Origin of the sequence: Paraburkholderia pallida, from assembly GCF_004524855.1 — a bacterium.
Taxonomy (GTDB): domain Bacteria; phylum Pseudomonadota; class Gammaproteobacteria; order Burkholderiales; family Burkholderiaceae; genus Paraburkholderia; species Paraburkholderia oxyphila.
In genome coordinates, this window is the sequence record NZ_CP038150.1 from 1,685,224 (window position 1) to 1,702,768 (window position 17,545).

General features: G+C 60.5%; 15 protein-coding genes. 2 read left to right on the forward strand and 13 right to left on the reverse strand.

Annotated elements, in window-relative coordinates:
- Positions 1-29: 29 nt before the first annotated feature.
- The gene (locus E1956_RS33965; RefSeq protein WP_134757438.1) at positions 30-1,193 is read right to left on the reverse strand and encodes an alpha/beta fold hydrolase; all 1,164 of its coding nucleotides are present in this window, start codon (positions 1,191-1,193) and stop codon (positions 30-32) included.
- Positions 1,194-1,306: 113 nt separating this feature from the next.
- On the opposite strand from E1956_RS33965, the gene E1956_RS33970 reads away from it, so the two are divergent.
- Complete coding sequence (locus tag E1956_RS33970; protein WP_134757440.1) at positions 1,307-2,224, forward strand: LysR family transcriptional regulator; 918 nt, start codon at positions 1,307-1,309, stop codon at positions 2,222-2,224.
- An 80-nt stretch (positions 2,225-2,304) separates the two neighbouring features.
- On the opposite strand, the gene E1956_RS33975 is transcribed toward E1956_RS33970, so the two are convergent.
- The 5 genes from E1956_RS33975 to E1956_RS33995 form a co-directional block, all read right to left on the reverse strand.
- Positions 2,305-3,363 carry a serine hydrolase domain-containing protein gene (locus E1956_RS33975; RefSeq protein ID WP_134757442.1) on the reverse strand — a complete coding sequence of 353 codons (1,059 nt, stop codon included), beginning with the start codon at positions 3,361-3,363 and terminating at the stop codon, positions 2,305-2,307.
- Positions 3,364-3,384: 21 nt separating this feature from the next.
- Positions 3,385-3,846 (reverse strand): GFA family protein, encoded by a 462-nt coding sequence (locus E1956_RS33980; protein WP_134757444.1) that lies wholly within the window; start codon positions 3,844-3,846, stop codon positions 3,385-3,387.
- 899 nt (positions 3,847-4,745) lie between these two features.
- The gene (locus E1956_RS33985) at positions 4,746-5,066 is read right to left on the reverse strand and encodes a DoxX family protein (RefSeq protein WP_134757446.1); all 321 of its coding nucleotides are present in this window, start codon (positions 5,064-5,066) and stop codon (positions 4,746-4,748) included.
- A gap of 137 nt (positions 5,067-5,203) precedes the next feature.
- Positions 5,204-6,094: an NAD-dependent epimerase/dehydratase family protein gene (locus E1956_RS33990; RefSeq protein WP_134757448.1), complete on the reverse strand. Its 891-nt coding sequence runs from the start codon at positions 6,092-6,094 to the stop codon at positions 5,204-5,206.
- A 103-nt stretch (positions 6,095-6,197) separates the two neighbouring features.
- Positions 6,198-7,118 carry a LysR family transcriptional regulator gene (locus E1956_RS33995; RefSeq protein ID WP_197732939.1) on the reverse strand — a complete coding sequence of 307 codons (921 nt, stop codon included), beginning with the start codon at positions 7,116-7,118 and terminating at the stop codon, positions 6,198-6,200.
- Between the two features lie 342 nt (positions 7,119-7,460).
- Here E1956_RS33995 and E1956_RS34000 point away from each other — a divergent pair, with 342 nt between their 5' ends.
- Entirely contained in the window at positions 7,461-8,660 is a 1,200-nt protein-coding gene (locus E1956_RS34000) for a serine hydrolase domain-containing protein (protein ID WP_134757450.1), read from the forward strand.
- A 703-nt stretch (positions 8,661-9,363) separates the two neighbouring features.
- Here E1956_RS34000 and E1956_RS34005 read toward each other — a convergent pair.
- The 7 genes from E1956_RS34005 to E1956_RS34035 all read right to left on the reverse strand — a co-directional run bounded on the left by E1956_RS34005 (position 9,364) and on the right by E1956_RS34035 (position 17,516).
- Positions 9,364-10,596 carry a cystathionine gamma-synthase family protein gene (locus E1956_RS34005; RefSeq protein WP_134757452.1) on the reverse strand — a complete coding sequence of 411 codons (1,233 nt, stop codon included), beginning with the start codon at positions 10,594-10,596 and terminating at the stop codon, positions 9,364-9,366.
- A 119-nt stretch (positions 10,597-10,715) separates the two neighbouring features.
- Positions 10,716-12,026, reverse strand: coding sequence for a diaminobutyrate--2-oxoglutarate transaminase (gene ectB / locus E1956_RS34010; protein WP_134757454.1), 1,311 nt, complete (start codon positions 12,024-12,026; stop codon positions 10,716-10,718).
- Positions 12,023-13,327 carry an NAD(P)/FAD-dependent oxidoreductase gene (locus E1956_RS34015; RefSeq protein WP_167760202.1) on the reverse strand — a complete coding sequence of 435 codons (1,305 nt, stop codon included), beginning with the start codon at positions 13,325-13,327 and terminating at the stop codon, positions 12,023-12,025. Before E1956_RS34015 ends, ectB begins: the two co-directional genes overlap by 4 nt.
- 37 nt (positions 13,328-13,364) lie before the next feature.
- Positions 13,365-14,675: a lysine N(6)-hydroxylase/L-ornithine N(5)-oxygenase family protein gene (locus tag E1956_RS34020; protein ID WP_197732940.1), complete on the reverse strand. Its 1,311-nt coding sequence runs from the start codon at positions 14,673-14,675 to the stop codon at positions 13,365-13,367.
- Between the two features lie 174 nt (positions 14,676-14,849).
- Positions 14,850-16,448: a class I tRNA ligase family protein gene (locus E1956_RS34025; RefSeq protein WP_134757460.1), complete on the reverse strand. Its 1,599-nt coding sequence runs from the start codon at positions 16,446-16,448 to the stop codon at positions 14,850-14,852.
- 25 nt (positions 16,449-16,473) lie between these two features.
- Positions 16,474-16,815, reverse strand: a complete 342-nt coding sequence (locus E1956_RS34030) for a cupin domain-containing protein (RefSeq protein WP_134757462.1) — start codon at positions 16,813-16,815, stop codon at positions 16,474-16,476.
- Between the two features lie 68 nt (positions 16,816-16,883).
- Positions 16,884-17,516 (reverse strand): LysE family transporter, encoded by a 633-nt coding sequence (locus E1956_RS34035; protein WP_134757464.1) that lies wholly within the window; start codon positions 17,514-17,516, stop codon positions 16,884-16,886.
- Between the last annotated feature and the right edge of the window lie 29 nt (positions 17,517-17,545).

Here is a 17,545-nt window from a genome sequence, read left to right on the forward strand (position 1 = left end):
CCGATCAAGTGCTTACCGGTCGACGAGAATCAACCCAGCCCAAGCGGATTCGAGATGCGCAGCCGCCACGCACCGTCACGGCCCTTTTCCATGACCTGCGTGGCGGTCCCGGATTGTTCGTGCTGCTGGCCGTCAGGTAGCGTCACGGTCAGGGTCCAGTCGAGCAGGACCAGCGCGAGGTTGCCGCTCGGCAGCACACGACGCACGGTATTGCGGATTTGCGGGCGCAGCGTCAGCAGTTGCGCAAGGGCGCTGCGCAATTCCGCCGGCCGCTGCTGCACCACCTGGCCGTCGGTCATCCGCATCGTGGCCTGATTGCTGAATAGACCTAGCACTGCGTCGAGATCGCCGGCGTTCAGCGCGGTGTCGAAAGCCACCGGAACCTGCTCGGGCGCGCTGCACACGCCGGACTTGTCCTCTAGCGCGGCGGCGAATCTCCCAATGATTCGCGCCACCTCCGCCGGCGCTTCGAGCGGCGACAGGTGTCCAACGCCGGGCAGGATATGCATGGCCGCGTGCGGAATGCGGGGCAGCAACTCGGCCTCCAGCGTGGCGACGCGATCCACCTGGTCAAGCTCGCCGGAGATGACGATGGTGGGCGCAGCGATTGACGCTGCCGCCGCGGTGATGTCTTCGCGCATGGCCACGTTTGGCCACGCCGCCTTGGCCTGGGGCGCTGCTCTCAGGCTGTCTTCGATGATCTGCTCGCGGCAGGCGGCGTCAAGCGGTTTTGCGGTGAGGACATGGTCGATGACGAATTCGACGGCCTCTCGCGATTGATACGCGCCGCTCAAGGTCGCGCGTTGCTCGTCGGAGAGCAGCATCGGTGACGGGGGGGACGGCGCGATCAGCACGAGGCCTTCGAGCCCGCTCGGCCGGCGCGAGGCGATCAGTTGCGCGACCTTGCCGCCCATCGAATGACCGACGAGCACATAGCGTTGAAGACCGAGCGCCGCGATGACGCCCTCGGCGTCGGCAGCAAGGTCGGCGATACCGTAGCCGTCGGCGGGCGCATCGGATTCGCCCCAGCCACGATGATCGGTGGCGACGATCCGATAACGTTCGGACAACTGATTGGCTACTGTATCCCACGTGCGCGACGAGCCGCCGTAGTAGTGCAAGAACACCAGCGCCAATTCCCCGCTGCCGCGCTGCGTTACGTGGATCCGCGTGCCATTCGTTTCGATGTCCATCGGGTTGCTCCGGTTAATTGTGAAGTCAGGCCATGGTAGATCCGGATACCGTGTTTGATAATTGCCTGACTGGTGGCGACAGTCGATAATGTGGTTATCGAATCGGAGGGGGCATGGACCGACTGACCAGTCTCGGCGTGTTCGTCGCCGCGGTGGAGGAGGGCAGCTTCGCCGCGGCGGCGCGGCGCTTCGGGCTATCAGCCGCGATGGCCGGCAAGCACGTGAGTGCGATCGAGTCCGAACTGAACGCGCGGCTGCTCCAGAGAACCACGCGGCGCCTGAGTTTGACCGATGCGGGCCAGATGTACTACGCGCGCTGCAAGCAGATTCTCGAGGCGTACGACGAAGCAAACCGGGAAGCGGGCGATACCCAGGTGACGGCGCGTGGCGTGCTGCGCGTGGCGGCGCCTGTCACGTTCGGTGCAATGCACCTGGGCGCGGTCGTTGCACGCTATCTCGCGGACCACCCGCACGTGAACGTGGAGGTGCTCCTCGAGGACCGCTATGTCGACCTGCTCGAAGCGGGGGTGGACGTGGCCATTCGGATTGGACGGCTGGAAGATCCCGTGCTCGTTACGCGCAGGCTCGCCCCGTGCCGAATGGTGGTGTGTGCGTCGCCCGCGTATCTCGAGCGGCATGGAACCCCGCGCAAACCTGGCGACTTGCAGCGCGCGCCGCGCCTTGCCTTCAGCGAGGCTGTCTCGACCGGCGACTGGACCTTGTTCGATGCCAGAAAGCGCGCGCACGTCATCGACGGACCTTGCCGGATGGCGGCCAACAATACGCAGATGCTGCTTGCCGCCGCGCTTGCGGGAGCCGGCATTGCGTATGGCCCGACCTTCGTATTTGGCGAGCATCTGCGGCGCGGCGCGCTTGTGGCGCTGTTGCCGGGCTACAGCGCCACCGAGTTGGTGATTCAGGCGGTCTATCCGAGCGCGCGGCGCATACCGCTCAAAGTGCGCCGGTTCGTCGATTACCTGACCGAAGCGTTTGGCGATGATCCGCCGTGGGAACGGAAAACCCGGCGTTAGAAGGGCTGCGACCGATCAGGCATTGACCACCGATTGGTGGCATGCCCATGAAACATGGCCGGGGCGTGCCCGGCCTGTCGTCACAAACGGCCAATCCGAAGCCATGCGATGGCGGGATGCGCTCCGGGAACCGCTTCCGGCGCCACTGCGTGCACCAGTCTCAGTCCTCGCGCCGAATTCGCGAACCAGACGACCGCGTCCTGCGTCACGCGATTCGCCAGCACGAGCGCCCGGAATCCCGGACTATTTCCCCAATGGAAGAAACAACCCTGGGCGGGCTCGAGTCCCCAGCCCAATCCCCACGCGATATTGGGATCGGGCGGATTCCGGCCGTGGAGGTCTTCGGCGTCGTCGCCTTGCCGGGTGTTGACGCGCGGCGCAAACCAGTGACGATAGCTCTCCGCCGCGAGGCCTCGGCTAGCCAGGACGTGCTGAACGAAACCCATATAGTCGGACGCCGTCGTCAAAAGCGACCAGGACGCCAGTGCCGTTGCTACGCGGCGCTTGGGCACCGGTTGACCTTCCCATTCGTGCCCCTGGGCATGGTTGCCTGCGAAGCGCTCCTGCCATTCGAGGCTCGAGCGCAGCATGCCCAGGGGCTCGAATACGCGTGCTCGCGCCAACGATTCCAGCGAGCGTGCGCCAACGGTTTCCATGGCGCGCTGAAGCCACGCAAACGCGCTGCTGCCGTAGCTGAATCGCTCGCCGGGGTTGAAGTACGTACGTAGCGGTGCCTCCACGCGGACGATGTTCGGAAGGCCGCTCGTGTGTGTCAGAACATGAAAGGCCGTTATCCGGCGCGAGGCCGCGTCGCCCGGCACATAGTCGCCACAGATGTCGAACAGGGGGCGTTGCAGGTCGAGCAGCCCTTCTTCGGCGAGCTGAAGCGCGATAAAGGCCACGACCGGCTTGGTGAGAGACGCGGCCTCAAACACAGTTGCGGCGTCGACAACGGCGCGGTCGTGCGCGCCACGGATGCCGGAGTAATGTTCCATGCCTTTCGTCCCAGCGCGCAGCGTGGCCAACGCCACGCCGGGAATTTTGCCGCTGGCTGTCGTTGCTGCGAGAAATCGGCTCAGGTCGGTCATTGGGTTACGCATCCGCAGTATTTGGGCGCTAGCTACCGTTGGGGTGTCCATCGGCCGACGTCTTTGCTACGGCTAAAGGATCTCCATCAGGAGCCTGCTAAAAGCCAACTGGCTAGGGAGATAGCCACTGTACTTGGGCAGTGTGTCCGTTGCGTCGGCGCATCTGCGGTCATAGAACATGTGCAATGCCACAGATGGGAGCAATTCCGTTTGAGCAAAGTTTGGCGTCGGAATGAACGCGATCCTCAACGGTCCGAAACCGCCCAGTTCGATGGCCGGCTTGCCACAACGTTTGCAAAGCCCTCGACGGATGTTCGGAGGAAGCCGATACTTTTTGAACGCAATGTTTTCGTCGCTCTTCGTCGAGACGCTTTTGGCGCGCACGATGGTCACGTCGGAGAACGGTCTGCCGGTGAAGACCTGGCATATTTTGCAATGGCAGATGAAGCGAGCGGCAGGCGCTGCACCAACCTCGAACCGGCAAGCGCCGCACTCGCACGCGGCATGCTGGGGTGATGACAAGGTCCTGCTCATTGGTTGATATTCTCCGCAGATATTAGCCGCACCGTACCTGGCGGCGCTATTCGCGTCCAGACGTCTTCGAACATCCGTGTGCGGGTGAGGCTCAATCTGGCGATTGATAGCAAACTCTGCGCACCAGCGGTAGGATCGCACAATTTTGACGCGCTACGCTCGTGGGTGAATGATTGGTGTTGGACTTAACTTGTATTCGCGGCGGGCCGCAGGCGTTGCCCCTGTGCGGGGCGGCACCTACTTTTCTTTGCCGCGGCAAAGAAAAGTAGGCAAAAGAAAGCCGCTCAAACCGCCAGTATGACGCAGTCCCCCACTGCCCTGTATATCGGAGCGGCTCCGGGGCGTCTGCCATCACGGAGCGTATAGCGGAGTGACTAAGGGCTCATCCATCCGGCGGCGCTGCGCGCGCCGTGGGGTATATCCAAAACCAGTGGGAACGCATGCGTTTTCGTAGGACTCCAGCGTATTCGATCGGAGGCTCGCTCACGCATTCGCCAACCAGCACGCCTGTGCATTCACCGATCAGCACTCCGGCGCATTTACCGGTCCGCACTTTCGCGCATTTACCGGGTGGCATCCCCAGCGCATTCGCCGGCCAGTCCACCCGGTTTTCCTTGCAAACCCTTCCGCCCGCGCGTAGCGCGTGGCGGGAAGAATGAGCCCTTTGTCACTAAGTCGGAGTGTGCGGGGAGACGGATGCCCCGGAGCCGATCCGGTGAGAAGGGCAGTGGTGGACTGCGTCACACTAGCGGTGTGAGCCGCTTTCTTTTGCCTACTTTTCTTTGCGGCTGCAAAGAAAAGTAGGTGCCGCCCCGCACAGGGGCAACACCTGCGGCCCGCCGCGAAAACAAGTTAAGGCCAATGCCAGCAAGAAGCCCCACCAAACCTGCTGAATCACGCTAAAAAGTGATTCCCCCAACCGCGAGCATAACCAGGAAGACGCCGAGCGGAGCAAGGTGAGAAAGATCACGGTGACGCATAACCGTAAAAATCGCCGCAGCGATGATGACGACACCAAGGATCAGGCCCACCCCACGGGTAGCGGGAAATGCGATCAAGGCCGCACACGTCATCTCCAGGACGCCGGTGGCGCGATGCCACCAGTGGGGATAGCCCCATCGGGCAAAGTTGTCCCGATTGGCACGCGTGCCGATCGCGTTAAACAGCCCCGCAGCGGAGAAAGCGACAACGAGAAGCCAGATAGAAACCGTATGTAACATTTAAACGACTCTCAAGACTTAGGCGAGCCCGCGAGCTCGCACGTTGCGATATAAATGCAGGAATACTGATGATGATTCATTCACTACGCGCGAATCGACGACCCTTGGGGTCGGGCAGTTGAACCGCTACCGGCAGCTCAAGCGGCCGCCGACACGCTGGAACGCAACTCCTCGACGATAGAGCGCCGCGACGGACGCCATCCAAGCTCGCGTTGTGCCTTTTCCCCGGAAACGACCTGATCGCAGGCGATCGCGTCGGCGAATACCCAGAGCGACTGGCGCGCCTCGTCGAGTGGCCATGCCGCTACGCGGCCCTCGGCGCCGGCGGCCTCGCTCGCCGCGCGCGCGATGTCGATCAGGGGCGTCGCCGCTCCGTGAACGCCGTTGAAGACCGAGCTAACCGGCGCCCGTTCAAGCATGAGCGCATAGAGGTCGGCGAGGTCGTCAGCGTGAACCGTCGACCAGCGGTTTCGCCCGTCGCCCACGAAGCGCGCCACGCCATACTCCCTGGCCGCGCCGTACATCATCATCGCGGCGCCACCCCCGTTGCCGTAAACCCAGCCTGGCCGAATTACGCTCGGGTGAACGCCCGTGGCCGCAGCCGCGAGGATCTCGTCTTCGAGCTCCTCGCGCCAGCGCACAAGCTCGAGTGGCTTGCGCGGGCTGTCTTCGGTTGCGGGGGTGTCGCCGGTCGAGCCGTAGATCAGACAACCGCTCGTATAGATAAAACGCTTGCCCGTCCCGCGCAGGGCTTCGATGATCGAGCGCGTCGCAGCTTTGTCATAAGTGGCCGTATTCTGGTCGCCCGGCGAGGCGGCATGAATAACCGCGTCGACGCCACGAGCGGCAGAAGCGACGCTCGCCGAATCGGCAAGATCGCCGTGCATCACCGCAAATCCCTCGCCGGCGAGCTTGCTCGCACTCGTTTCCGAACGCGCGAGTCCCACGACCTCATGGTCACCCGCCATCAAGCGACGCGCCACAGCGCCGCCGATCAACCCGGTTGCTCCCGTCACCAATACACGCATGTCCGTCACCTCTTCCAATGTCGATGCGGGCAATGATAGGAGGCCGCGATTTCAAAGGGAAATCGCAAGTTCTGATGGTCCGATATCGCCCGCGCCGATGACGTCAAACCGAGGCGGCGACCTCGGCGATGACGTTTTGCAGCCAGCAGGTGGCGGGGTGGGCATCCGCGCGTCGATGCCACATCATCGCAAGCGTCCAGGTCGGCAATTCGATTGGCGGTTGATGGACGCAGATGCCGACCCCGGACGCTGCGAACCGCCGGGCGACACGGGAGGCGAGCGTCGCGACGAGATCGGTCTCGGCGATCACGAAGGGCGCGACCAGGAATTGCGGCAAGCTCAGTACCACGCGCCGCCCGAGCCCCAGCTTGGCCAGCTCGCGATCGACCACACTCGAGCGGTCGCCCTCGGGAGAGACCAGCAGATGAGGCGCGGCCGCGAAGGCGTCGAGGCTGGCGCCCTGCGCGAATGCGGGGTGGTCGGGACGCGCGATGCAGGAAAAGTCCTCCTGGAGCACGGGGCGCTTGAGGATGCGTGGCGAGGCTTCGACCGGGAAGCCGATCGCGAGGCTGACTTCGCCGCTGTCGAGGAGTTCGATTGCTTCGTCCCGGCCGAACGTTCCGTGCACATGCACATCGACGTTGGGCGCCTCGGTGCCAAGGCGTGCCAGCAGCGGCGGCAGGAGCACGAAAGCGGCATAGTCGTTCATCGCGATCGTGAACGCGTCACCGGCAGTTGCCGGCTCGAAACTGTCGGCGCCTAACGCGCCCCTTACAAGCCGCAGCGCATTGGATATGGGGCCAGCAAGATCGTGAGCCCGCGGGGTCGGCTGCATGCCCGATGGCGTGCGCAAGAACAGCTCATCTTCGAAGATCTCACGCAGGCGGGTCAGGGCGCCGCTCATCGCCGACTGGCTGAGGCCGATACGCAGCCCGGCGCGCGTGACGTGACGCTCTGCATAAAGCGCGTCGAATGCCTTCAGGAGATTGAGATCGAAGCCGCCGATATCCATGGTGTCGAGCATACCTCACTGTGATCGTCGAAGACGGCGATGCTGGGGAGATTTGTGGACCCCGCGTGACATTCGTGCGACTGGCTCACGCCATCAACGGTCGCCGGCAGCATCACGCAGGGCGCATTGTGTCGCCCGTCCCAACGCCTTCGTGTCACCCCGCCACATCGTCCAATTGGATGATGCCGCTTCTGCAATTGTATGAAAAATTTTCGGCAGCTTTGCGAACGGCAAATGTTGTCAGCGAAACGTTCCAGATAAATATTTCGGAGACTAAATCGCACGCCTTCGCGTCAACCGGAAAGCGATGTCCAATGACACTGGAATGATCGAAGAGAGAACAACATTCACGCCATGCAAACCAACACAACAGGTATGTCACCCGAACGCCTGAAACGCCTCTCGGCCCGGTTGAGCGAATACGTCGAGCGCCAGGAAGTCGCTGGCGTGGTCGCAATGGTCTATCGCAAGGGCGCGCTGGCGCATTGTGACGTGCTTGGCTACCAGGACGTCGAAACACGCGAGCCGATGCGGCGCGATTCGCTATTCCGGATCGCGTCGATGACCAAGCCGATCACCAGTGTCGCGGCAATGATGTTGATCGAGGAGGGCCGCCTTCTGCTGGACGACCCCATTGCGCGCTGGATGCCGGAATTCGACAATCCACGGGTGCTGCGCGATCCGAATGGGCCGCTCGACGACGTGTATCCCGCGCCACGCGGCATCACGGTGCGGGATTTGTTGCTGCATCGCTCTGGCCTTGCGTATCCGGTCACGGCGCAAGGCGCGCTGGCCGAAGCGCTTTTCGGCTTCAATGCCGAAGTCTTGCCGAACGGCGACCCGGACGCATGGCTGAAGCAACTCGGTGCTTTGCCGTTGATGTTCGAACCGGGCGCACGCTGGCATTACGGCTTTTCCACTGATGTGCTGGGGCTCCTGGTCGGACGGGTCGCCGGCTGCTCATTCGAGGCTTTTCTCAGGGAGCGGATCTTCGAACCGCTGGGCATGCGCGATACGCGTTTCGGCGTGCGAGCGCAGGACTCCGATCGGCTGACCGTGGGGTATGTGGCTGGCGAGACACGTGGCCAGTTGATCGCTCATGATCATCCCGAACGCCGCGTCTGGAATCCGGGCGCATTCCCGTCGGGCGGCGCGGGGCTTGTATCGACCGCGGACGACTATATGAAGTTCGCATGTCTAATGATCGGGAGCGGTCGCTCAGGCGATACACGCCTTCTGTCGCGTCATTCAGTCGAGCTGATGACGACGAATTTCCTCACCCCTGAGGAGCGCGCCACGCCGTTCATGGGGATGCCTGGCTTCTGGGCGGCGCAGGGATTCGGTCTCGGCGTGTCCGTGACCGACAACGTCGCTTTTCAGGCGACGCTGGGCTCTGCCGGACGATACGGCTGGCCTGGCGCCTACGGCACGATGTGGCTGGCGGATCCGCGTGAAGACATGGCGTGCGTTCTGATGGTTCAGCTCTATTGGGCAACGCAGTGCAGGATTGCACAGCACTTTCAGTCGTTGGTCTATCAGGCGATTGATGATTGAAACCGGGGTGCCGCTGAGCGAAGGCTAGCGAGGTTGGAGTTGCGTATGCAAAGGTCATGAGCCGGCACCAGGCCAATTACTGCCAGCTCGCTGGTCGCAAAGAGCCATCATTGGAAGGGGTGGTCCGAGCCGAGAGCTGGCCGACGTCTAATGAGAGCTTTTCGGCCAAAGCCGACGGTCGCCGATCAGCCGCTGTGTAGCGGCTGAAGGGTGCTTCGCTGACAATCGCAAACCCGTGCCGACGAATGTCTCCTCTCTTTATCGACGAATGAGTCTTTCCGACCCTTAGCCGCCATTTGACCCAGTGAAGCTTCGATGGCAGATACCTGGATACAACGGCCATTCAAGTGGACATATCCACTGGAGACTGCTCAGTCTAATTGCTAACGATTCCGCGGCGCTGCACTGTAAATTAGCCAACCGGTAGCGGTCACGATGGCGAGGTTATCGCCGCAGGCTACAGGGGGGGGCATCGTTGCGGGAGAGTCGCTTGGCGCTCGCAGCGGTCGGCAGCTGACGTGGTGACTACGGCATGTCGTCGGTAGCATCGCGACTCTCCTGTCGTCAACGACCTACACCACGGTGCTGGTCGAGTGCTTACTTTCCTGGCGCATCTCGCAAGTTGCAAACGCACCTCCGAAGGCGGGGCTCCACTCCGTTTTCAGTTGGCTTGACTGTATCGCTCCGAGGTAATTCAAAGCTTTCAGTCGGCAGCGGCTTGCAACGCCCTGTCTAAGTCCTGGAGAAGGTCGCCGAGAGGCTCAATGCCGACTGAGAGTCGAATCAGACGCTCGGAAATGTCCATCTCACAGCGGCGAGTTGCGCTCAACTCATAGAATATCGTGGTGGCTACGGGTATCAATAGCGAGCGCGTGTCGCCGAGATTGCTGGAACATGCGAAACATGTAAGTCCGTCAATAAAGCGATTGACATCGACGGCCGGCGCAATCTCGAAGCTCATCAGCCCGCTGCATGCAGAGAACAGCGTGGTGGCTAGCCCGTGCTGTGGGTGATTGATTGATCCGGGGTAGTACACCTTCTCAACCAGCTTATGCCCTTCGAGAAACGCTGCTAGCTGCAAGGCGTTTGACGAGATGCGTTCCATGCGCATCTCCAGGGACTCTAATCCGAGCGCGATGAGGTTCGCTGAATCGGGGGAGAGCGTTGCCCCCATGTCGCGCAGGCCCTTTTTACGGATCTGCAGCATGCCCCACTCGCCCGGACTGACTGAACGGTAGGTTTCAAGAATATTCGAAAACCTCGACCAGTCAAACAGCCCCGTATCGGTCACGCTACCTCCGAGACATACACCATGACCCGCGATGTATTTCGACAACGAGTTCACGACCAATGAGGCCCCCACGCGTCCAGGCTTGAACAACGCAGGTGAGGTCATTGTGTTGTCCACCACGTACAGTGTGCCGAGTTTTGCGCAGAGTTCACCGATGCGGGCAAGGTCGGAAACTTGCGTACGTGGATTCGCAATCGTCTCTACGAAGACCATTCGCGTCTGCGGCGTCAGCAGGCGCTCAACATTCGAGACGTCCGTCGTGTCCGTGAATTCGACCTTTACGCCGAAGCGCTCGAAGGATTCAAAAAGGCTGCGTGTATTGCCGAAAAGATAACTTGACGCTACCACGTGATCGCCTGAACGTAGCAACGCAAACAACATGGCACTGATCGCCCCCATGCCAGTCGCGAACGCAGCGGTGTCCACGCCCTGCTCGAGCAGCGTGATCTTCTTTTCTAACGCTGCGGTGGTCGGGTTACCTTGACGCCCGTAGCTGTAGCCTTTGCGTTTGCCTTGAAACACCTGTTCAATATCGGCGCTCTTCTCATAGTGATAGGCAATGTTGCGATACACCGGGGCATGCAATTCGCCGTGAGGTCCAGCTGATTTTTGATCGAAGTGGAGAAGTTTTGTCAGATCGTTCATTGTTCGCCTTTGACTGAGTCTATCGCTAATGGTCCCACAGCCTCAGATATTCCCGCGATGTGTCTACACGGGAGTCAGAGCAAGGACCGCTTGACTTATGTTTGGTGAAGTGCGCCACTTCAATCTGCAAATTCCGCTGCACTGGCCGTCAAGGCTTCAAGTCCCTGGACAAGCAGGTTCTCTGGAATGTTCAGTGCGGGCATGATCTTCAGCACCTCATCGCGAGGACCACAGGTTTCTGCCAGAACGCCGCGCCGAAGCATCCCGAGCCGGATCCGCTCAGCGGCTTGCGGTACTTCAAACCTCAAACCGGTGAATAAGCTTTTGCCGACCACACGCGCGCGACCTTCCAAATGCTGTATACACACTTCTCGCAATACGGTTTCGATCATCGTCGCGCGCTTCGCAATTCCCAGCTCAAATTCACCCTGTGCCCAATAGTCGATCGCGGCGCTTGCACCGACGAACGCCAGGTTATTCCCACGAAAGGTGCCGTTGTGCTCGCCCGGTTCCCAGACATCGAGGTGTGGACGAATCAGCGTCAGTGCCATTGGCAATCCCGATCCACTGATCGACTTCGAAAGGCAGACCAGATCCGGAGTCACCCCCAGCTCCTCGAAGCTGAAAAACCTCCCCGCCCGGCCACAACCGGCCTGAATGTCATCAACAATCAAGAGAGCCCCCAGGTCTTTCGCCAGCCTCGCGATCGATTGGAGCCATCCGGCAGAAGCAACGTTGAGCCCACCTTCTCCCTGTACCGTCTCCACGATGAAGGCGGCAGGCGCGTCAAAGCCGCTGCTCGGGTCGTTGAACAACGTGCGTGCTAGCTCCGCTGTATCGACCGATGCGCCGAGATAGCCGTCATATGGAAGGCGGATGACGTCCCCTAGCGACACGCCCGCAGCCTTCCGTTTGGATTGATTCCCCGTCAACGCGAGCGCGCCGAGCGACACTCCGTGATAGGCGTTCGTAAACGCCACGACGGGACGGCGTGCTGTATGCTTGCGCGCCAGTTTGACTGCGGCTTCTACAGCGTTCGTGCCGGTCGGCCCCGTGAACTGCACCCGGTACTGCAACTGGCGCGGGGCAAGGATGATGTCGCGGAATTTGCGCAAAAACTCCGCCTTGGCACCGGTGGCGAAGTCCAGCGTCTGCAGAACGCCATTGCTGGTCATGTAGTCGACCAGTGACTTCTTGATGTGTGGGTCGTTGTGGCCATAGTTGACTGAGCCCGCTGCGCACAGAAAGTCGATGTAGCAGTTGCCTGATTCGTCGAACAGGCAACTGCCATTCGCCTTCTCGAACACGATGGGCGTGCCGCGGCAGTAGCTGCGCACGGCTGATTCCTGCGAGTTGATCAGCGACAGCGAGCTCTCGAGCGGGACGGCCACACTTGGGCTTTCGTGGTCCTCAGCAAAAGCGATGTTCATTCGATTCCTCGTTCATGTTGTGAGACGCGCAGTTCGTCCAGGTGATCTCTCGCCCTGTAGTAGGCCGATATGGCGGGCAGGAAGAAGGTGGCAGCCCTGGGATGCAGCGAAGGCGCCAGATGGTTGCGGAAGAATTCCGGCACCTGCGCCTGGGGATCAATGAGCAGACGCGACAGATCGTTCGCGCAGGCGATGGATGTCGGAACGCCATGACCGCAATACCCGCCCAGGAAGTAGACGTTTTCGCCCAGTTGTCCAGCGAGCGGCATCCGGTCGACCGTGAAGGACAGTTGCCCGCCCCAGCAACGATCAAACTCATAATCGAGCCCGGGTAGCACGCGTTGGAGATCGGCGAGCAACTCTGCTGCGATTCGGTCGGGTGAAGCCTGGAGAGCCAGCGAGCGGCGTCCACCAAAGAGCAGCCGACCGTCCTCGGACAGCCGAAAGTAGTTTGGGAACCGACTGCTGGTCGAAAACACGGTGCTCGCAGGTGCCAGCCTGGCGCGCTCTTCTGCTCCTAGAGGAAGCGTCGCGGCGATGAAACTGCCCACGGGGATGGCCAATCTCCTTTGACCCATGCCCAGAGCGCTCACGTCGCCTTGAGTCGCGAAAATGATCTGATTGGCTTCCACGATGCCGTCGTTATGTTGAAGCGAATAGAAGCCCTTGGTGCTCCGTGTGTAGCTGACCACCGGCGCACGCTCGAAGATGCGCGCGCCCGCAGACAGGCAGCCGCGCATCAGGGCGGCCAGCAGCCTCGCCGGGTTCACGCACGCACTGTCTTCGTCGCGGAGCGCCCCTTCGAATCGGCCGAAGCCAATGTGTTTCGGTACCTCTGGGGCAGGGACGTAGCGGACATCCCGGCCAAGTACCTGGCGCAACGTTTGGGCTTCATGGTGCAACCGATGACTGTCCGCAGGTGTTCGAGCCAACACGAGACGCGTGCTCGGCGTCCATCCGGCATCTTCATCAAGCTCCAACAAAAGATTGCGCACGGCCGAAGGCGCGTCGTAGAACCACCGCAGAATCGAAAGCCCGGCCCGGGTTCCCCATCGGCGGAGGATCGTGCTGGCATCCAACGGAGCCGACGCCGTGCAAAATCCCGCATTTCGAAGCGATGCCCCGCTTCCAACCCGGTCCGCCTCAAGAACGATGACGCTTCTCCCCGCCACGGCGAGCCGATAGGCGAGCGCCAGGCCGGTCAGGCCTGCCCCCACCACGGCAATGTCAGCACTGGCGTGGGCAGGTAGGTCAGCGTTCGAGATGGCTGTCGTAGAGTGAATTGCGTTCCATTCAGCCATCCATATCGATGGATTCGCTCCCTTTGGCATGACTCGCTCACACATGCTCAAGTTCGCACGGCGACTGGACCTGCGTGATTTCCCGCAACGCAGTTGCAATCTCGCGGGCACGCAGCGCGAGAAGACTGAAAGAGCCTGCGTCCCCGAAGCCATGACTCGACTCGCAAAGCCCGTTCAAGAACAAGGGGGGCAGTCTGGCGCCATCTCGCAGCTGGGCCGAATAGTTCCGATTGACTCCGACGCCGAGTGCGGGATCGATGGCCAAGTGCTCGGCCACCTGCAGCAGCAGCGGATGGACCAATTCCTCCTTGCCGCCACGTCCAAAGTTCTTGAACCCTGTGGCCAGCACTACCGCTTCGACCTCGATCTTGCTGGCATGCCCGCTGATGTGGTTCGTGACGTCGATCGCGAGCCGCTCGTCGTCCGGCGTCACCGCCGTGATATCGGCGTTTTGGTGCATATACAGCCGATCCCGGCCGTCAAGCCGCTGTTGGTACCGCGCCATGTACAGCTGGTGCAAAACGTCACCGTCCACGGACGAGTAGTTCGTGCTTCGCAGTTCAGCGTTCAGACGCGCCTTGCCGGACGGCGACGCGTTGAAGTAGTAGTCAACGAATTCTGGAAAGTAGATCTCGTCGCTGAATGGGCTGGTGTCCTTTAGGCGGAAACCATACGACCTGATAATCGAGTGGACTTCCGCGCGAGGAAAGCGCCGTGCCAGATCGAGAACGATTTCCACACCGCTCTGGCTCGCTCCAACCACGGCGATGGCGCCGCCCTCAGCCAGTTGCGGCCCAAGCGCTTCGATCCGGGCATTGTATTCGGTAAGGTGGAATGCGCGCGGACCGAGCAGGTGTTGGAAGGGCCGTGGGATGTTCGGGCTGCGACCAGGCGCAACAACCACGCTGCGCGCCTTGTACACGCCTGATGGCGTAGAGATGGAGAAAACTGGACCGTCGGAGCCACTCTCATCGTCCACCGACAGACTGTCTACCCGGGTGTCGTAGCGAACCCACTTCGAGAACGATTGTGCGACCCAGCGCACGTACTGGGCATACTCCTGCCGCAGGGGAAAAGTGATGCCCAGATTCAGGAACTCGAACAGCCTGTTGTTTTCGTGGAGGAAGTTGGTGAAGGAATAACGACTACGCGGATTGGCGGGGGTCACCAAATCACGCAGCGGATGGTTCTGGATGTCGGAACCTGGCAGCAGCATGTTTTCCTGCCACCCCGCACTCTGTTTGCGTTCCAGGAAAAGCCGTGTTCCACTGAAGCCACTTTCTTCAAGCGCCACTGCCAGCGCGATGTTGGCCGGGCCAAACCCTATACCGATGACGTCATAGATCATTTGGTGGTCTCTCTGTGAAGCATGCAAAACATGCATAGGGAATCGCGGTGCGTACCATCTTGCGGTACGCACCAAGTACACCCGGATTTCGATACTCGCGAATTCTTCCGGAAGTTCAGATCCGGCCGAGCAATCAGATGGCCGACTACCTATGCTTTGCGCGGAATCATTTGTTTAGAAGTCGAGCAAAGTACCAAGCGAGACCAGGCCGATTGCGTCGATCCGATCCGAGGTACTGGTTTCGCTCCAGTGCTCCACAGGCTTCAAGCCCACGCGACGCCTGATTTCGGCAGAAAAGTCAGGCATTAGCGGGGCGCTGACCACAGGGAGAATCCAGACCACCATATACACCAGCGCATGCAATTCAGCCGTCGCAGCACCAGGCGTTTGAGCGCTCAACGATTCGGCCCGAGACGCGCACCATCCCACAAGCTGGCTCAGGTGTTCGGCCACACGTTGCAGGCTGAACGCTTCAACGCTGTAGAAGCGCTGGAACCGGGATTGAGCTTCCCGATAGATGGGACTCAGATCGAAGTTCGACGGATTCAGCGCGATCTGCTGCAGGCCCTGGGTCTGCAGCAAGCCTGAGAGCGTCGAGATCAGGCTGCGCCAAGGAGCTTGCAGACGCTTGTGGGTGAGATTCTTGAAGCCGTTGAGCGTGAAGTTCATCTTCTGCCCCTCGGGATTGCTGAGGCTCAGATAAAAGCGAAGCGGGTCCGCGGGCACATCTTTCAAGATATCGCGTCCCCAGATCACGTGTCGCTTGCTCGTGGAGAACTTGAAGTTGTCGAGTTCATAGAACTCGTTCGTCACGATGTAAGCCGGCGGTGCATACTTCCCCTCGCTGGCAAAGGCCAGCGCCAAATGCACAAATGCGAAAAAGAACGAGTTGTCGTAGCCCAAAAACTGGATGACCTGCGACTGATCGTTCCATCCGGATGAGGTGTCCGAACTATTTCCGTCACGCTCGGCAACGAGGTTGGCTGCATTGATCAAGCCCGGGAACATCTCAGCCCAGACGTTCAGTACCTGCCCCTGGCAATCCGGGAACGGTGCTGCGATGCCCCACTCCGAGCGGTAGGTCACGGGATAGTCGGCCAACGGCTTGGCAAGTAGTTCGTCGACGAGTTCGAGGATATGAGGACGCCATTGCCCCTTCTTGGCCGCATAGAAATTGCGAATCTGTTCCCGATAGGACTCCAGCTCGAGGTACACCAGTTCCATCGGCTTCTGCGCCAAGGCAGTCTCCGGCGACAACCCAATGCGTGGCGAATCGATGTTCGACGGATCGTTGGGGTGTCCGCAAGCTTCGCATATGGCGCCAGCGGTCTCCGAGAAGCAGATCTGGCAGTTGCCCTTGAGGTAGGCCTCGAAGACATGCTCGCCGGTGTCGGCGTTCACGAGCGTCTGCCGGGTCTTCTTTTTGAGCTTGCCATTTCTGAACAACTCCGAGAAGAAACCGCGTACGAACTCGTTGTGCCTTGCATCCGGGTTGTGGAAGGTGTCAGTCTGAATGTTTGCCAACTGCAGCGTTTCTCGAATGCTATCGGCATAGCGATCCGCCAGCGCTTGCGGTGCCTCCCCGGTCTTGGCAGCGGTCGTCACAACATACGTCTGGTTGTGGTCGGAGAACGAGACGTAGAGCGGCTTGACACCCGTCAGTCGTACGTAGCGTGAAAATACATCGGCATTCAGGTACGGGCCAGATAGGTGGCCGATATGCAGATCGCCATTGGGCGTGGGGGGTGTGGCGGTAATGATGACCGTTTTCATGTTTTTTCTATTTGTGGCTTGATCGTCAGGCTGCCTCAGGTGCGCCCCACCAAATGGTTAAAAATTCAAGTGCGGTGGTGAGCGACGTGTTCTGCAGGTGGTGGTGACTGAATCGCGGCAGATAGATCACATCGCCGCGCTTCACCTCTTGCGCCTCGTCATCGACATTCATAACGCCTTCCCCGGCGAGGATGATGAACGTCTCCTCCTCGTCATGGTTGTGCCGGCTTGATGATGCCCCCGGGGCGATGGTCATCAGCGCTGAACCCCAAGGTGGGGTGGCAACGCCAGCCCAAGGATAGATACGACGGAAGTCGCCCCCATACTCGGCCGTCACAATGTCGGTGCTGGCTCTTCGAATCTGCATAGTGATTTCCCAGGTCTAAAAGGTTTCTAATGGATGGGTTCGGATTGAACTGCTCTATCTCGAAGAGTTCAGAGTTGCCGTGCCAATTCCGCGAGCGTGGAAAAGCCAAACAGCAAGAGGATCGCGCCGGTACCACGACCGATCCAGACCTTCGCTTTGACATAGCCCTGCCGGACATGCCTTAACGAAAACATGCACGCCAGCGACAAATGCCAGGATGCGGACAGTGCAAAGATCAGGAAGACGCAGGCGGCGCGGGTCAGTGGCGAAACCTCCGGCGTCAGTAACGCAGAGAACATGGATGTGTTGAAAACCAGCGCCTTAGGATTCGTGAGATTGGTCGTCAGCCCGAACTTGAACGATTCGTAGAGGTTCGGGCGGTCGCTAAAATCCATTGCTGCAGGCATCGGCACCTTGGCCTGGCGCCAAATGGTTAGCCCGAGGTTAATCAGGTAAAGGCTGCCGAAGATCTGCAACCCGGTCTTCAACCATCCCATCGACTCGACCAGAAAGGCCAGTCCGGTGGTCGTCACGATAGCCCAAGTCGCACTGCCGCAGGCCACGCCCAACGCGGCGGATATGCCGCTCAGCCGCGACTCATTCATCGCACAGTGGCTGACAGCAAGGAAGTTCTGGCCCGGACTCAGGATAACCGGCAGATAGACTACGGCGAGGATCGCCAGCAAGGTCGATTCATGCATGGGGTAATAACGTGAGATGAAGGACACCC

Coding starts and splice junctions, on each gene's coding strand:
- E1956_RS33965 (WP_134757438.1), bottom strand. CDS start 1,193: ATGGACATCGAAACGAATGGCACGCGGATCCACGTAACGCAGCGCGGC.
- E1956_RS33970 (WP_134757440.1), top strand. CDS start 1,307: ATGGACCGACTGACCAGTCTCGGCGTGTTCGTCGCCGCGGTGGAGGAG.
- E1956_RS33975 (WP_134757442.1), bottom strand. CDS start 3,363: ATGGACACCCCAACGGTAGCTAGCGCCCAAATACTGCGGATGCGTAAC.
- E1956_RS33980 (WP_134757444.1), bottom strand. CDS start 3,846: ATGAGCAGGACCTTGTCATCACCCCAGCATGCCGCGTGCGAGTGCGGC.
- E1956_RS33985 (WP_134757446.1), bottom strand. CDS start 5,066: ATGTTACATACGGTTTCTATCTGGCTTCTCGTTGTCGCTTTCTCCGCT.
- E1956_RS33990 (WP_134757448.1), bottom strand. CDS start 6,094: ATGCGTGTATTGGTGACGGGAGCAACCGGGTTGATCGGCGGCGCTGTG.
- E1956_RS33995 (WP_197732939.1), bottom strand. CDS start 7,118: ATGCTCGACACCATGGATATCGGCGGCTTCGATCTCAATCTCCTGAAG.
- E1956_RS34000 (WP_134757450.1), top strand. CDS start 7,461: ATGCAAACCAACACAACAGGTATGTCACCCGAACGCCTGAAACGCCTC.
- E1956_RS34005 (WP_134757452.1), bottom strand. CDS start 10,596: ATGAACGATCTGACAAAACTTCTCCACTTCGATCAAAAATCAGCTGGA.
- ectB (WP_134757454.1), bottom strand. CDS start 12,026: ATGAACATCGCTTTTGCTGAGGACCACGAAAGCCCAAGTGTGGCCGTC.
- E1956_RS34015 (WP_167760202.1), bottom strand. CDS start 13,327: ATGGCTGAATGGAACGCAATTCACTCTACGACAGCCATCTCGAACGCT.
- E1956_RS34020 (WP_197732940.1), bottom strand. CDS start 14,675: ATGATCTATGACGTCATCGGTATAGGGTTTGGCCCGGCCAACATCGCG.
- E1956_RS34025 (WP_134757460.1), bottom strand. CDS start 16,448: ATGAAAACGGTCATCATTACCGCCACACCCCCCACGCCCAATGGCGAT.
- E1956_RS34030 (WP_134757462.1), bottom strand. CDS start 16,815: ATGCAGATTCGAAGAGCCAGCACCGACATTGTGACGGCCGAGTATGGG.
- E1956_RS34035 (WP_134757464.1), bottom strand. CDS start 17,516: ATGCATGAATCGACCTTGCTGGCGATCCTCGCCGTAGTCTATCTGCCG.